At 63.3% G+C, this 15,883-nt stretch carries 6 protein-coding genes and 1 pseudogene; 4 read left to right on the top strand and 3 right to left on the bottom strand.

The genetic code is table 11. From position 1 onward, the window contains the following. Window positions 1-29 precede the first annotated feature (29 nt). Both FVE89_RS03260 and FVE89_RS03255 read right to left on the bottom strand, forming a co-directional pair. Window positions 30-1,124 carry an exodeoxyribonuclease VII large subunit gene (locus FVE89_RS03260; RefSeq protein WP_160532704.1) on the bottom strand — a complete coding sequence of 365 codons (1,095 nt, stop codon included), beginning with the start codon at window positions 1,122-1,124 and terminating at the stop codon, window positions 30-32. Window positions 1,125-1,197: 73 nt separating this feature from the next. Further along, window positions 1,198-2,121: a hypothetical protein gene (locus FVE89_RS03255; RefSeq protein ID WP_160532703.1), complete on the bottom strand. Its 924-nt coding sequence runs from the start codon at window positions 2,119-2,121 to the stop codon at window positions 1,198-1,200. 2,885 nt (window positions 2,122-5,006) lie between these two features. On the opposite strand from FVE89_RS03255, the gene FVE89_RS03250 reads away from it, so the two are divergent. The 4 genes from FVE89_RS03250 to FVE89_RS03235 are packed head-to-tail and all read left to right on the top strand — an operon-like array spanning window position 5,007 to window position 15,179. After that, window positions 5,007-6,884 (top strand): AAA family ATPase, encoded by a 1,878-nt coding sequence (locus FVE89_RS03250; protein WP_342389716.1) that lies wholly within the window; start codon window positions 5,007-5,009, stop codon window positions 6,882-6,884. Beyond that, the gene (locus FVE89_RS03245) at window positions 6,884-7,525 is read left to right on the top strand and encodes a 4Fe-4S single cluster domain-containing protein (RefSeq protein ID WP_160532702.1); all 642 of its coding nucleotides are present in this window, start codon (window positions 6,884-6,886) and stop codon (window positions 7,523-7,525) included. The genes FVE89_RS03250 and FVE89_RS03245 overlap by 1 nt, the downstream gene beginning before the upstream one ends. Further along, window positions 7,522-13,806, top strand: a complete 6,285-nt coding sequence (locus FVE89_RS03240) for an AAA domain-containing protein (protein WP_160532701.1) — start codon at window positions 7,522-7,524, stop codon at window positions 13,804-13,806. Before FVE89_RS03245 ends, FVE89_RS03240 begins: the two co-directional genes overlap by 4 nt. Further along, entirely contained in the window at window positions 13,803-15,179 is a 1,377-nt protein-coding gene (locus tag FVE89_RS03235; protein WP_160532700.1) for a hypothetical protein, read from the top strand. The genes FVE89_RS03240 and FVE89_RS03235 overlap by 4 nt, the downstream gene beginning before the upstream one ends. A gap of 198 nt (window positions 15,180-15,377) precedes the next feature. Here the strand turns inward: FVE89_RS03235 and FVE89_RS03230 are convergent. Continuing rightward, window positions 15,378-15,883, bottom strand: a pseudogene (locus FVE89_RS03230) (hypothetical protein); the annotation flags it as partial.

The raw sequence follows: 15,883 nt of genomic DNA, 5'->3' as shown, positions 1-15,883 counted from the left end.
GAGTGCCGAAACAGTCTCACTGCTGCTGGTTACGAAGATGACTTGGCCGTCGCTACATAGGCGGGAATAGCTCTAGCGGCCGCCTCGAGATCGTCTGCGACCGCAGCATCGAAGGCGGCGAGCGCACATTCGGCCCGGGCGCCGGTGCCCTCAACAAGACGGCGGACCAGCATCGCGGCGGCGGTCGGCGTAGGCTCCGAGCGGGCCGCGATTGCATCCAGGGCGGTGAGCGGCGTACCCGCATGGCCGAGCCCAGCGATGAGATTCGGAACCGCGGCGGCCACAGCAGCTTTCGCGGTTACAAATGCATTAAAGGCCCGGAAGCCCTCGACCGGCCCTCCTCCCCTGCAAACAAGGGTGGCCGACAGGCCGTGATCGTGATGCAGTTTGCTGACCCGCTCGAAGGCGGCAGCCAAGGACCGCTCCGCACTGGGTCCTTCGAAGTTCGCCCAGATCCGGTGTACGCGGATGAGACCGCTCTCCTCGAGCGGACGCAGGACGTGCTCGACGTCACGGCGGGCATCGCCGCACTCGGCTGCAATCAGTGCGATGTGGTGGGGATCCTCTGGTTCGACCCACGTCTCAGGACCGAACCGGCGTCCTTCCAGCCGGAGACGCTGTAGCGTTCGCTCCCAATCCAGTTCGCCATCGATCGGTACCTCACCGATCGAGAGCAGGGCGAGGACCCGGGCCTGCACTCCGGCCCCGCGACCGAAGCGCTGGCGCATACCGGTCTGCAGCCGTGCCTCGATCGTTCTGTTGACCAGGATCGCTGGATCGAAGCTTTCACCGGTCGGGCTTCGATAGATCTCAAGTTCAGCCGCATCGAGCCGAACCTTCAGCCGTGGCGGATCGGCGCTCCCGCTGGGGTCGGCCTCCCCGAGCAAGAGCAGGTAATCGCTGGGCCCGACGGGTTCGACGGTGAGGACGCAGGCCCGCACCGTGTGTTCGCCGCGCAGGCGCTGACGCAGCCAAGCGATGAGGTCTCGCAGGTCGCGCGCCTCATCGCCTGACTTGCACTCATTCTCGTCGTTCGCTCGCCCGAGGGGGCGACCCACATCGCCCACGAGCTGGCGACGCAGAGGCGCCCGGTCGGACGCGTTGAAGAAGCGGTGGTGTCTCATCTGTCATTCTTGTTTCGGGAAGGAGAGATGATCCGGCGGCCCTCATGCGGGCGGCCGGATCCCGGCGGTGGCGTCAGTCGAACAGCGGCCCGTGGAACGCAGGCGTTGTCCGTCGAGCGGAAGCCGGCTCGATCATCTCGGCGATCGCCGCGAGCCGCGGCGTGTTCGCCACGCGCACCTCTCCCCGGAGGATGCCGATCAGGAAGGCGAGGATCTCATCCGTGCCATCGAAACAGCGATGGGCCATGGTGTCGAGCAGGGTCGGAACGCCCGCCTTGCGCATGACGACCGGGACCGGAAGAACGGCGATCCGGCGCAGCAGCCCCTCGTCCGACAGGGCGCGGAACGCGAAGCCGGTACCGGGCGCGATGATCACGAGGTCGAGCGTGCCCCACTCGTACTGATCCCAAGCACAGCCGATCGCCTCCTCGAGTGCGGCGACCGATCCGGCTTCCTCGAAGGCGACCGGGTGCCGGATCAACTCGATGATTCCGTGCTCCCACCACCGCTCGAGTCTTTTCCTGATTGCGCTGGGCGAACCTCCGTCTTCCGGCTCGATCAGAAAGACCCGCCGAAGGCGATTCGGGACCGGCAGATTGTGCTGCCGGTCCCAGATCCGATCGGCCTCCAGCCTATCCCGGATCGCAGCATCCTGTTCGGCCCAGTCCGACAGGAAGGGTTCTCGCACGAGGCCTGCGACCTGTGCCGAGAGGTCACCCCGTGGTTCGGCCGTCGCGGTCAGCTTCAGCTGGTGTTCGCCGAAGATGTTGCTCGGATCGAGCAAGATGCCCGTCGCGTGCTGTACCTCGCGGATGAAGTCACCTGTCATGAAGGCTGTGAGCCGTCCGGGATGGCGTGGATCGACGGCTCGGAGTTCGAGGAGAAGGCTGTCTTGGTGCCTGCGAGGGCGTTCAACCCTGGCGCGCACCCAGAAGCTCGGCGGCTCGTGGGGACGGCCGGGCTGGTTCACGCCGGCGAGCGCGTTGAGGTCTGTCATTTTTCATGTCCATCATAAGGGGAAGGGGCGAAGGCACCTCACCGACTTCTCCCCGCGGGCGCTGTTCGAGCGCCGCGTTTCACCCCGTCCTTCCTGGGGTTTTTGGGCGAAGGGCCTTCGCCTGATCTGCTGTGATTGGACTGTCTTCCCCTCCGCTCTCGCAGCCGCAGAGGCTCGGGAGCGCGCCGTCTTCCGCTTGATCGTGTTGTTTGTAGCTTGATGAGTTTCTACTGGCTTCAAGGCTCTAGGATCGGGTCGCGATCGACGCCGAAGATCCTATGATTGAGCTATCGTGACGGGGCGAAGGCGCCGAGAGAAGCTCCCCCGGTGCCCGGGGCGCGCAAAATGGGTTCCACGGCTTCTGATGCAGGGCAATTTGGGGGGAGAGAGATCCGAAACGGCATAGCCTGTTTGATCGAAAAGGGATGTTGGGACGGGCTATCGAAATCGGCCCGGAGGGGCCGTCAGTTTTTAGCGCCTCTACAGAGGTGCGAAAAACTGAGGAATTGAGCCATCGAGCTTGCGAGCCAGGATCGTCGGATCCTGGGTCTCCTTTTGGGCCTTCCGGGGATCGTCATTTCGGGGGGGGCTCGGCCCGTACTGATCGTAGTTTGGGGGCCGAGAATGCCCGTCGGGTGAGCTCGATCGAGCTCCTAAAGGGCTGGATCGGCTATGAGGCACCGATTCCAACCTGGTTGCGCAAGATCGCCGGCCGTCGTTGGGGTGATCCTGGCATTTTCGGTTAGCATGAGGCCGCAAAATGCAGATCTGAAACCACGAATATTCGTGGTTGAGGCAACCCAATTTCGGGGCTGAGAGCCCGCCTGCTGAGGCACCTTGAGCGCTTCTCGAACGCCGTTCTCGGCAGCCCTAAGGGGCGGCCATTTGAGCTGCTTCAGTCAGGAACGGTGGGTGCCGTTGCATGTGTGAGCCTTGGTTCTGGGGTTTGTGCAGCCCGAAAAAATAAGAACCCGCTTACCGTACAAGAAAAATCAAAAAGCGTTTTAGCTCAAAGACATAGAAGGGTAGCTAATTTATCAGAAAACTCCGCCCAAAGCGGCCCTGCGTCAGGGCTGCCATTATACGATCGCGAAAATTGCGCGGACCGTTTCCGAGGTGGGCTGCTAATTTGCGCTACCAAAATTAGCGAACTCTAGCTGCAGAGTGGGCTGCTAATATGCGGATGATAATTTCGCCGCCGCTGCCGTGTATGGCCAGTCAGGTGACATGAATTTTGGCAGCCCACACGTTGAGCGTACTCCTGGGAATGGGTGGCCAATTCAAAACTTTAAATTGGCCACCCACCTTGGAACCCGGATCTGGCTAAGGCCGGCGGTAGCCTTCGAAGGGCTGCCAATTTCGCTGGGATAACCTCGGATCTCTGAAGACGCGGGGCCGAACTATCAGGGCTGCTAATTATCTCGGAAAATATCCCCTTCGGAGCACTTCCAGTAAAATTTGGACTCATGAAGGGTTCGGCCTACCAGACGCCGATTGCGAGACAGGGGGGGATCGTCCGCGTCAGACGTATTTGGGGGGGCAGTACGAGCGTCCCAACTTGGCGATGATGCGGCGTGATTGCGTGGGAGGATCGCGATCGTCGAACGATCCTAGAGCATGGCACTGCTACCATTCGGGCGGCTGAGCAGGCTTTGCTCGCGCTCGCTTAAGCCGCGAAGTAGGCGCAGATGCTGCTTGATGCGATGAGTCGATCACAACTGAGCTCGGGCGGAAAAATTTTGCTCAAGCCGCCTCCGAGCTGGCTTAAAGGCTCAGACTTTAGAAAGCTTTGTCAGGTGGAGACGTGCAGCATCTGTGTGGCCAGCGGCAAATGGTGGCCTTTTCCCGCTGGTTTGGCAGATCACAGGATAGGTGGTCGACATAGTCGGTGCGTTAGCCGTGAACGTAACGGTATATGTCACGAATTGTCAGTAGCGACCCGATCCGAGTAGCTATGATCTTGTCACGCATTAAATCACGAAAATGACCAAAAACGGGGTTGGCGTTCGGTCACGAAATGAGTCACAGTTAGACGGCGGTTTTTTCCTTTTTGGTAGAGAAGCAGGTTGGCTTGTTTGACACAGGAGAACGCTTCCGCCTCGATGATGCGACGAAGGACAGGCTAGAAAGCCTTCGTTGCGAGATGGAACCGGCATATGCGCGCCATCTCAACGAGCGCCTCAAGCCTGTATGTGAGCGATACAAGCGAGCGTTCGCTGGCCGGTCCGGCTTGAGAGACTTACCTGCTCGGAACCTTACAGCATCACCTTCGTGTTTACCGAGCGAGTACTTTCTCAGATTGAATGCGAAAATCGCGAATTACTTGGAGCGGCACCGTTGGCCGTTCATAATTGCTTACCATCGGCAGGCTTGTCAGGAGTATGGCCTCACGGGCTTATTGTGGTTTATGCACAGCATGCCACGAGGCATGAGGCCCCAAAAGCTATCTGCCGTGATCCTACTGATGATTACACGGCAGGATGATCCGACACCCGGTGCGACTATGCACTGGATCCGGCGATTGTACGGCGAAGGTCTATTAGTTGAGCCCATGACGAAGAGGCCGGGGCGCAGAGCAATTGGACCAACCGCGATGACACCCGCAGAGCGGCAACGTCGACGTCGAGCACGATTGCGGGAGACGTCGGACATTCCGCCGGTGGGTTTGGACCAACGGTTGGTATAAACCCTGGGTCATGTGGGGATGTCAGGATGCGCGGCGCAGATCGCTCATGTTCATGGAGGCACCGCCGGAGGGCACGGTGCGTTATACCCGAAGCTTAAGAATTGCCTGATCTGTTGCGGCGCTGGCCTTGACGGGTATTGATACATGTAGATACTTATGAATATATTGTCGGTACATTGACGCAGCAGAGTCGAAGAGCGTGACGAATCCGGTCTTGGTTGCGCAATTAGCAGAAAAGCCACGCTGGTTGCGTGACTTGCGGCGCTTTCTTCCGCTCAAGCCGCAGTTCGTCGTATCCGGCAATGTACGGGATCATCAGCTGTCGGAAGTAACGCCGGGAGCGCCTGTCCCCGTCTCGCTCGCGGCGGCGCTACGGAGCGAACTGCGGGAAGCGGGCTTCGCTGTTGTGCTCTACTTCGACCCCGTAAACGGCTTTCGCCCTCTGCTGGCGCCCGGGGAGGATCCCCAAACTGCCTTGAGCACGATGGCGGCGCTGGGCCTGCAACCGGATGCGCAGGGACAAGCACCCGCCGGGATCGAGTTGCTCGCGGCGACACTCGCGCGGATCGCGGCCAGATCCGGTGAGGCGATCGCTCTGCTAATCGACTTCGCGTCGAGACTGATCATTCGCAACGACGCCCTGAGCGCGGCCGAGCATCAAGCCTTCATGCAGGCGCTCGTCGCCTCCCACGTCGCGCGCTCCCGGCCGATCGGCACACCGCCGCGCCCATTCTTCAATTCCATTGTCTGGATCGTCGATAAGGAAGGCGACCTGCCGGATTGGTTTCTGATCGACAATCCTCGGATCAGGCACATCCCGGTCGGCAAACCCGACAATCTCGCGCGCGGTGTTCTCGCCCGGGTCCTGCTGAGAAGCCTCGCTGGCCATGCCGATGCGCGCGAAGACGAGAAGGAGTCCGCCGTAGGTGCCTTCGTCGATGGCACGGACGGAATGCTGTTGGTCGACATGTCCGCCATCGCGCAACTCGCCCGAAGCGAAGGCATTGGCCTGGCGGCAATCGGCGACGCCGTTCGGCGTTACAAGGTGGGGGTGAGCGAAGATCCCTGGCGACGGATCGATCGCACGAAAGTTCGAAACGGCACGGCGACGCTCCAGGCGCGCGTCAAAGGCCAGGACCATGCCGTCACGCACATGCTCGATATCGTCAAGCGCGCGGTCACTGGTGTGGGAGCACCCCGGCGCGGCAGCCGCCCCCGCGGCGTAGCCTTCCTTGCTGGCCCGACCGGTGTCGGCAAGACTGAACTCGCGAAGGCGCTCACGAGCCTGCTTTTCGGCGACGAGACGGCGTATATCCGCTTCGACATGTCGGAGTTCTCAGCAGAGCACTCCGACCAGCGCCTGATCGGGGCGCCACCGGGTTATGTCGGCTACGACGTCGGTGGCGAACTTACGAACGCGATCCGCGAAAGACCGTTCTCGGTTGTGCTTTTCGATGAAATCGAGAAGGCGCATCCGCGTATCCTCGACAAGTTCTTGCAGGTGCTGGACGAGGGGGTGCTCACCAGCGGCCGCGGCGATCGGGTCTATTTCTCTGAGGCGTTCATCATCTTCACGTCGAACCTCGGCATCTATCGCCTGGAAGCCGATGGATCTCGTGCGGCAAACGTCACGGCTGAGGATGCCTTCTTCGATGTCCAGTCCAAGGTGCGTGCGGAGATCGACCGGCATTTCAAGCTCGTTTTAAATCGCCCCGAGATCCTGAACAGGATCGGCGACAATGTTTTGGTCTTCGACTTCATCAGACCCGACATCGCCAAATTGATTTTCGAAGGTCAAGTCGATGACGTACTTCGCGGAATCGCTGCGGATCAGGGCATCGCTGTCACCATCACTGACGATGCCCGCGCTGCCTTGAGGCAGGCCTGTCTATCCGATCTGTCCAATGGCGGTCGTGGCATCCGCAACAAGGTCGAAAGCGGGTTGATCAGCCCGCTTGCCCGGGCCCTGTTCGATCGCGATGCCGAGCCTGGAGATGCCTTCAGCATCACCGCGCTTCATGTGCACCCCGAGGGCGGGACGGTCCTTGAGCTCACCCGATCCGGGGTGCCGAGTTGATGACTGCCCTGGCGCTCTCCCGCATCCATTTTCCCATCACGACGCTCGGCCCCGGTCAGCGAGTCGGCGTCTGGTTTCAGGGATGCTCGATCCAGTGCCCCGGCTGCGTGTCGATGGATACCTGGGCGGTCGGCAAGGGTATGACGACGGTTGCTGAGGTGCTGGATGCGCTCGCACCAGCCGTGTCGTTGGCCGATGGTCTGACGGTATCGGGCGGCGAACCGTTCGAGCAGCCCGAAGCGCTCGCCACGCTCCTGCGCGGCTGGCACCGGCTCGGCGGCGGGAATGTCCTCGTCTATTCCGGGCGCGCCTTCGAGGACTTGAAGCCCGAGCTATCCAAACTCGGCGGCCTGATCGATGCCATCATTGCGGACCCGTTCGTGCGCGATGCCCCACAAACGCTCGCGCTTCGTGGCAGCGACAACCAACGTCTCGTGCCACTCACCGCGCGGGGCGCGGAGCTCTTCTCGGCCTATGAGGCCCCCTTGCCTGTCGGAGCGCGCGCGCTCGACGTGCTCTTCGACGATGACACCGGCGACGCGTTCCTGGTCGGCATTCCGCGACCGGGCGATATGGTAAAGCTTGCTGCGGCGCTGAAAGCCGCCGGTCATTCGGCGGCGACGACAGAGGACGTGCGGTGACCGATACGACCAACGACCTTCCGGTGATCGTCCGCGTCTGCCCCTCTTGTCGCAGTGAGCGCCCTCCGTCGGAAATCACCTGCGCGAAATGCGACTACTACATCGGCGATGAAGAATTGCGCGCCGCTGGCAGTTCGCAGCCGCATCAGCCCGTCGATCCCCCGCCCTCGGAACCACGACCTGTCGAGCCGACGCCTTGCTGCGTCAACGGTCACCCGGTGGAGCCCGGGGACCAGATGTGCATGGTCTGCGGCGGCGAGATCGCGGAGGGCCATCCTGTCGATCCAGGACCTGCTTCGGAGCCTGATCGACCCGCAGAGGAAGGAGACGCTCCCGCCTTCGAGGGTTTTCGGGATATCCGTCGAGCGGCGGCGGGGACCGCAACAGGTCCCTGGGATGTCTACGACGCCGTGCGGGAAGCCGATGGCCGTCCGGCCCGGATCGTCCACTACCACGCGGGGAGCGAGCCCGACCCCGCCGTACACGAGGCCCTGCGGCGCCTGCCCACCGACCACGTCCCGGAGCTTCTGGCGACCGGGCGCATCGCCGGGCGCACCTTCGAGGCGGTCGAGCCGATGCCCAACGGCTCGCTCGCCGCCGCGGGATGGTTGGAGCCGGAAAGGCTGCGCACGGCCATCGATGAGCTTGGTCGGGCCCTACACTCTTTCAGCGAAGCAGGATTACGGCATCGCGACCTGCGGCCGGCGACCGTGCTTATCCGCGATTCCGAGAGCTTCGATCTCGTCGTCACGGGATGGGGCTCGGCACGGCTGTCGGATTTCGATCTGGAACAGGTCGCGCCGCTCGAATTGTCCCGCTACTCCGCCCCCGAGGCCATTGTCGGCGCAGTGAGCGCCGCGTCGGATTGGTGGTCGCTGGGGATGATCGTCCTGGAACAGGCAACGCGTGGGGCGTGCTTCGCCGGGACCGAAGACCTCGCTTTCCGACTGCATGTCGTCACGCGCGGTATTTCCCTCCCCGACACAATCGACGGTGAGATCAGGACGCTCCTTCGTGGATTGCTCGTCCGCGACCCGAACCGACGCTGGGGAGGCCGGGAGGTCAGCGCGTGGCTCAACGGGGCACCGCCTCGACTGCCCTTACCGGGCCAACCCGAACCCGACGAGCGAGCAGGGCCCGCTATCCGTCTTGCGGGTCGGAGTTTCACCGATCCGGCGACGTTCGCGCTCGCGGCGGCCGAAGCCGGCCATTGGGACGAAGCGGCGACGCTGACGGCCAATGGGACCACGGCGACGTGGCTGGCAGAGCGCAAGGAGGATGCGCGCATCCTCTCGCTGGTCAGAAGTGCTTCGACGGCCGACGGCCTCGACACGGATCTTCGGCACGCGATCGCCATGATGGCCATGAACCCCGCGCTGCCGTTGTCGGTCAGGGGCGAGATTGTTACCCCCGCTTGGCTGATGGCACACCCCGAGCAGGGCTATGCCCTGGTGACCGGCGATGCGCCCAGGCACCTGGAACGGCTCGGGCGCGAGGCATGGCTTCCCCGCCTCAAGGCCCGTGCGACCGCCGTCCGGGAGCGCGCCCAACGTCTCGAAATCGAACTCGACGAAGATCGGGCTCGCGTCGCGCTGCTTGCAACATCGCGAGCCAATCTGGACGCCGAGCGTGAGGCGAGGCGCGTCCTGTTTCCCGACACGGACCATGCCGGCCTTGCCATGCTCGTCGAGCGGTCCCGGCTTAGCGACGAGGACGTGATCATCCTCATCAGCGCCGCTCTCCATCAATTCGTGCCGATGGAGGCGCTGGTCGAAGCGACGCGAACGGCCGCTGCCTCGGCTGGCGTACCGACGGATGAGGCCGCACTGCGCGCAACGCTTGCTAGCTCTCGGCGCGAGATCTTCACGGCGGTCGATGCGCGCATCGCCAATTTCGCCCGCTGCGGCAATCCCGCGATCGACGAGTGGGCCGATGCTTATCGCGTCGAACGCAGGATGCCGCTGGCGCGGGCGGCGACCCTGCTGGCAGTGTCCGAAGACCAGTGGAAGGAGCCCCCGCGGCAGCAATACGTCGCTAAACTGATGGACGTTTTCGAGAAGCGGCTCTCCGCCACAGTGGGCCGGGGTCCACTCGTCCGCTTCGTGCTGGGTAAGACCACGCCCAGGCTCGACCTGATGGAACTCGGATCGGGCTCGCGCCCGGCCGAGGCGCTGCTGAACCAGATCCTGGCTCGGGGCGAAGCCGCGACGCCGATCGATCCCGATGCTCTGACAGTAGATCAGAACATCGGATACCGCCTTCGTCATCTCGTCAATTACGCCCAGACCTTCGTTCGCGATACCGGCATCGACGGACGGTACCTTGGCTTCCCGATACTGCACGCCCGCGACATGCGTCCCGGACGGGCCAACACCAAGCCGCGCATCGCGCCCATTCTGCTGTGGCCGGTATCGATCGATCTGCCGAGCGGTGCGGGTCAAACGGCAAGCCTGGCCTTCGACCGTGGGCGAGAGGAGGTGCGGCTCAATCCAGCGCTCGAAGGGCTCCTCGGCAAAGAGGCCTTCGCGCAATGGCGTTCGGCAGCCGAAGACCTCTTGAAGCGGCCCGCTCTGCGGCTTGGCGAGGCGATGGATGGGTTTGGCCATCTCGCTGAACCACAGGGACACGCCCTTGCCCGCTTGCCGGGCAAGGATGCGGTTCCTGCAGTGCCCATGGCGTTGTGTCCGTCGGCGGTGCTGTTCAACGCCGAGTTTGCCGGTCAATCGCTCGTCGAGGATCTCCGCCAGCTGCGCGCCCAGCCCGTGGCCGGGACGGCGCTCGATGCCGCTCTCAGGGTCTCCGGCACGCTCGCAGCTCCTCAACCGGAGCCCGTGCCAGAACGTGACCGCTTCGGCACGGCGGAAGGCGACCCGTCGCAGGATGCGGCGGTTCTCGCATCGCGGCTGGCGCCCGGCCTCCTCGTCGAGGGACCGCCCGGAACCGGCAAGAGCCAGACGATCGTCAACATCCTGGCCGACGTCATCGGGCGCGGTGAGACCGCTCTGGTCGTCTGCCAGAAGCAGGCGGCGCTCAAGGTGGTGCAAAAGCGGATGGACGCGGAGGGGCTCGGAGAGCGCCTTTTCATGGTCAACGATATCAACCGCGACCGCGAGGGCATCTTCCGTGCGCTGCGCGATCAGGTTGCGGCCCTCGGTGCCGGCGATGTCGAAGCGTTTGCCGCCCTGCGGAAGCAGCGGGATGCCAAGGCGGCACGCATCGAGGTCGTTGAAAAGGATCTCGACCGCGGACACGAGACCCTCCACGTCGTGGATGACGCGGCGGGCCTGACCTACCGCCAGATGTTGGGCGAGCTTCTCGCGATCGAAGAAGACGGTCTCGCGATCGATGCTCCTCAACTGCGCCGTATGCTGGCGAACGTCGGAGCCGACGCCGTGGCGCGTCTCGAAGAGGAATGTGGGCTCCACGCGTCCCTGTGGCTCGCGTCGGCCTTCGAGGGCAGCGCGCTGGCAGCGTTGAAGCCGTTCCCGGTCGATCACGCGACGGTCACGGAATTCCAGGCGGCCCTCGCCAGCTTCGGTGCGGCGGAGAAAGCCCGCGAAGCCCTGCTCGCCGACTTGCCTCCCTCCTTCGAGATCGAAGATCCCACTCCCCATCGAGCCTGGCTCGAGACTGGGGCTCGGCATTTGGCGGCCATGACCGACGAACGCCGTGAGCGGCTTCGTGCGTGGCTTCCGCTGTTCAAGAGCGAGACGGAAAACGAGACGCCCGGCAACCGCATCGCCCGCGATCTCGCGGCCCTCGCCTCCGACTTGCAGAATGCAGCGCCGGCCCAAGCAGAAGGCAAGCTCTTCGAGCCGGTGGCCGCGCTCTCCGATCAGGACTTGCAGGTCCGATCTGCCGAGGCGCGAGAGGCGACGGCTCCAGTCGGGTTCTTCGGCAGGCTGAGTCCGCGTCGGCGACGCATCAGGAAGTCCTGCCGCGATTACTTGATCGGTCTTGGACAGGCGGGCGACGAGTCCGGCCTCTCGGCTCTCGCGGCGGCGACGGCGCGGGAAGGCGTGGTCAGGCCGCTGCGCAAGCGCCTCGACAGCCTGCGCTCGACCCTCGGGCTGGCGCCAGCCTCGACACCGGCACCGTTGCAATCCCTGCGGGCCGAGACAACAGCCATCGCGTCGTCCCTGAGAGAAGCTGCGAAGGATTCCGAGGCGGCCTTGTCCTGCCCGCGACGCGCAGACGCCGAGCACGTGATCGAGTCCGCCTCCGGTTCGGCCCTTCATGCTCTGGCAATCGGCTACCAGTCCGCCTTCCGACGCCACGCCGCCCGAGAGGCGAGCCTCAGAGCCCTGGAGCCGTTGGCAGCATGGTTCAGCGACGAACTGACAACACGCTGTATCAATGCCATCCGTCGGGGCGGCCCCATGCCGCAAACGGTGCAAGCGATCATGGCGGCTCTGCCGACGCTGTCGGCCTTCCAGCACTTCCGGGCGCAGGCGGCGTCGCTCGACGCGGAAAGCCTCGCCGCGTTTTCCTCTCTGCGGCCGCACGCGGATGTGTTGAATCGCGCCCCGGCTGGAGCACTCGACGAAGTGGTCCGAGCCACCCTTCGGCGCGAGGCTCTGCTCGGTTGGAAAACGCGCATCGAGACGGAGCATCCGGAACTCTCGGCCGACATGGCCGAGACGGCGCGCAAGGTCGCCAGCTTGGCGCGGCTCGACATGGAGATGCGGGATCTGAACCGAAAGGTGCTGGCTCACGGCATCGATCCGGCTTCGATCGGCCGCCAAGCCGATTGGAATGTCGTCACGGCTCTACGGGGTCCGCGCCCGATGAGCCTTCGGGGCGCCTTCGAAAAGGGGGAAGCCCTCGGACTCATGCGCCTGCGGCCGGTTTGGCTCATGGGGCCCGATGTGGCGAGCCGCCTCCTTCCCCTGAAGCCCGGTATTTTCGACCTCGTGATTTTCGACGAGGCGTCGCAAATCCCCGTCGAGCAGGCCGTACCTGCCCTCTTCCGCGGGCGAAGGGTCGTCGTCGCTGGCGACGAGAAGCAGATGCCGCCGAGCGCCTTTTTCTCTGGAAGAGCGGAGGAGGAGGACGACGACGAGATCGACGAGCAGCCCGATGAAGCGGCCACCGAGGCCGAACGCTCGGCGCTCGAAGATGCCTGGAACAAGAAAGACGTCACCGCGTGTCCGGACCTCCTGCAGCTCGCGCGAGGATGCCTGCCGGCTACCACATTACAGATCCACTACAGATCGACCTACCGCGAGCTAATCGGCTTCTCGAACGGTGCCTTCTACGGCAACCGCCTCAGCGTTCCCGCCCGCCACCCCGACGAGGAGATCCGTCGCGGCAAGCCGATCGAGGTACTCCGGGTCGACGGCGTCTATGACGCGCAGACGAACCCGGAGGAGGCGGACCGCTTGGTCGAGCTCTTGGCTGAAGTTTGGTCAGCTCCCTTCGCGGAGAGGCCGAGCATTGGCATCGTGACCTTCAACAAGAAGCAGGCCGACCTCGTCACCGACAAGATCGAGGAGCGCGCCGGGGCGGACCCGACCTTCCTCGCTGCGCTGAAGGCCGAACGCGAACGGAATCAGGGCGGCGAAGACATGGGCTTCTTCGTCAAGAACGTCGAGAACGTCCAAGGCGACGAGCGCGATTGGATCGTCTTCAGCACCACATTCGGCCGTGACCGTCGGGGAGCCTTCCGCCGGTTCTTCGGCGTCCTCGGCCAGACGGGTGGCGAGCGACGGCTCAACGTCGCGGTCACGCGCGCCCGGGAGAAGATCGTCGTCGTAACCTCGATGCCGTTCAGCGAAATCTCGGACTGGCACGCAGCCGGACGCGTGCCGCACAAGCCCCGCGACTTTCTTCAAGCCTATCTCGATTATGCGTCGAAGATGGCATCTGGAGACGTCGCCGCCGCTCGGGCGCTCCAAACGCGCCTCGCGCCAGGCCAGGGCAAGATCAAGATCGGCACTGTCCAGCACGACGGCTTGGCTCAGGCCGTTGGGCGATACATCCGCGAACTCGGCTACGAGCCGGTGCCGTCTGCGGACGAAACCGACGTCTTCGGGTTGGACTATGCGATCGTCGATCCACGGACGGGCCTTTTCGGCCTCGGAATCGAATGCGACTCTCCGCGCCACCGTCTCCTTCAAAAGGCGAGAGCCCGCGAAGTCTGGCGGCCCAAAGTGCTGGGTCGCGCCGTGCCGCGCACGCACCGCGTCTCATCGAGCGCTTGGTACAGCCGGCCGGAAGCTGAGCGGGCAAGGCTTCGGGAGGCTCTTGCGACAGCCATTGTGAGGGAGGCGGCGGAATGAGCGGTCCCAAGGTCGTCAGGGTCGTGACCCGAGAGGAATTGGAAGCGACCTGCCAGCGCTGGCTTTTACTCGTAGGCGAGGCCGCCGCCGACCTGCTCCGCAACGCAACCCGCTTCGGACTGGCAAGCTCCGCCCTTGAGGCACAGCTGGCGACGCGACGGGCTGCCCTCGAAGCATTGTTTCACTCGGAACAATGGGTCGATCTTCAGAAGGACGCAGCCCAAGCGATCGAACACTTCCGCTTCGAAGGCGAACGTCTGAGAAGCGAAGCGGTCGCCGCCGAAGTGGCGCAACGCTCACGGCAGCGGCGAACGCTCGATGCGGCCCGTTCGATCGCGGCCTCGTTGGCAAAAGCAGGGCAACCGGTGCCGGTAGCCCTCACCGCTGCAATCGAGGGCGCGATGACGGCCACAGGCCCTGACTTGGATGCCATGCAGCGTACCGTGGAGGCCAGCATCGCCACGCTGGTACAAGGCCAGCCGAAGACGCAATCCTCCGGCCAGAGTGACCTCGCAGCCCGGCTCAATGCCGGCGGTCCTATCCCGGCTTTTGCTCAATGGCTCGAGGAGAATGCGCGACCCGACCCTCAGGTGGAACGGCTCGACGGGTTGCTCTCGGAGTTGAGGACGTGTGCGACATTTGTCGACATCACCGATCTGACTGCGCGGGCACTCTCGATTTCCGCCGAGCCTTCGGCGGACCGACGTGCCCTTCTGACAGACTCGCTCGTTCTTGAGGCTGCACGGCGCCTGCGAGACGAACGCGCCATCGAAGCTGCCACCGCTAAAGCAATGCAAGTCCGCGCTCAGTTGGCTGCACTGTCCTCCGAAAGGGGGCATGCATGCAGCATTCAACTCGATGCTGCGATCACCGACAGAAATGTCGCGGAGATGCGGGCGCGCATCACTGACGGGGAGACACTGCTCGATGAAGGGCGTCGCCAGGCCTCTGCTGTAGCCCGGCGGCGGGCTGTGCTCGGGGGGCTAGCATCGCTCGGCTATGAGGTTCGAGAGGGAATGGAAGCGGCTTGGGCGAAGGAGGGTCGCATTGTCGTACGGCGCCCCGGCACCGACGATTACGGTGTCGAACTCGCGGCTCCTGTCGATGCATCGCGCATGCAGGCCCGATTAGTCGGCTCAGACCAGCCGTCCAGTCCGCGAAATGCCATGCGCGACAAAGATCAGGAAACAATCTGGTGCGGGCAATTTGACCAGCTTCGTTCGGTCCTGGCGGATCGTGGCGGTCATGTCGAGATTGAACGTGCGCTTCCCGCAGGCGAGCAAGCCGTCAAGACGATCAGTCTTCCAAGCGCATCGCCATCGGCCGAGGCCGAAATTACAAGACTGCAAACCCGCGCTTTGCCCCGAAGCTGAGGTGTATGCCGATCGCTTCTTCAGCGTATCACGCCCATGCCGCGCGGCCGACCCGTCCCTTGAAGCTGCCGTGTCGGGCCAAGCATAACTCGGCATTGTCGGCCGCCGCCCAGGCCTGCCTCGTACCCTTCAGACCAGAGCGACCAAAAAATTAGAATACATAAGCTTGGTAATCGCGTGCATGTAAATAACCTGACCCTAAAGATTGGGCGGGCTTTTGATTTTCCTAATCTCCTTTGCGACAACGCTGATAAAGCGCTCTTCTCCATATCGATCGCTGATATGATTGTTGGACTGACCTACAATTGCGTTTCTGATTTCGGTATCGACTCGCGCATTCCGGCACAAAGTAATAAATCGATGCCGGAATGAGTGCGAAGATGCGAGATCATCGTCGTTAATCTCCAGATTGTTTCTCAACCATCGACTGAGGACCTTGGTAGCATTGCCGCCCCGGCTGCCATAGCGATCCGGTGTAATCTCTCGAAATAGCGGTCCTTCGGGCTGCGCAGCGACAAAATCAAGAAAACCTTCCGCAACAAGAGCGGGATGAAGAGGAACCTTGCGGTTTGCGTTCTTCGTCTTAACGCGCTTGATTCCCTTCTTGGGGTCAATCGCGGTCTTGTTCTTAGAGCTATTCCCGCAGACGTTGCGACGGATCAGCGTTTGCGGCGTTGACGGATGAAGGAGCCGGCGATGCCATC

Origin of the sequence: Methylobacterium sp. 2A (assembly GCF_009806555.1) — a bacterium.
In the GTDB taxonomy this organism is placed as follows: domain Bacteria; phylum Pseudomonadota; class Alphaproteobacteria; order Rhizobiales; family Beijerinckiaceae; genus Methylobacterium.
The sequence above is the reverse complement of the archived record's forward strand: the minus strand, read 5'-3'. Positions and strand labels throughout refer to the sequence as shown.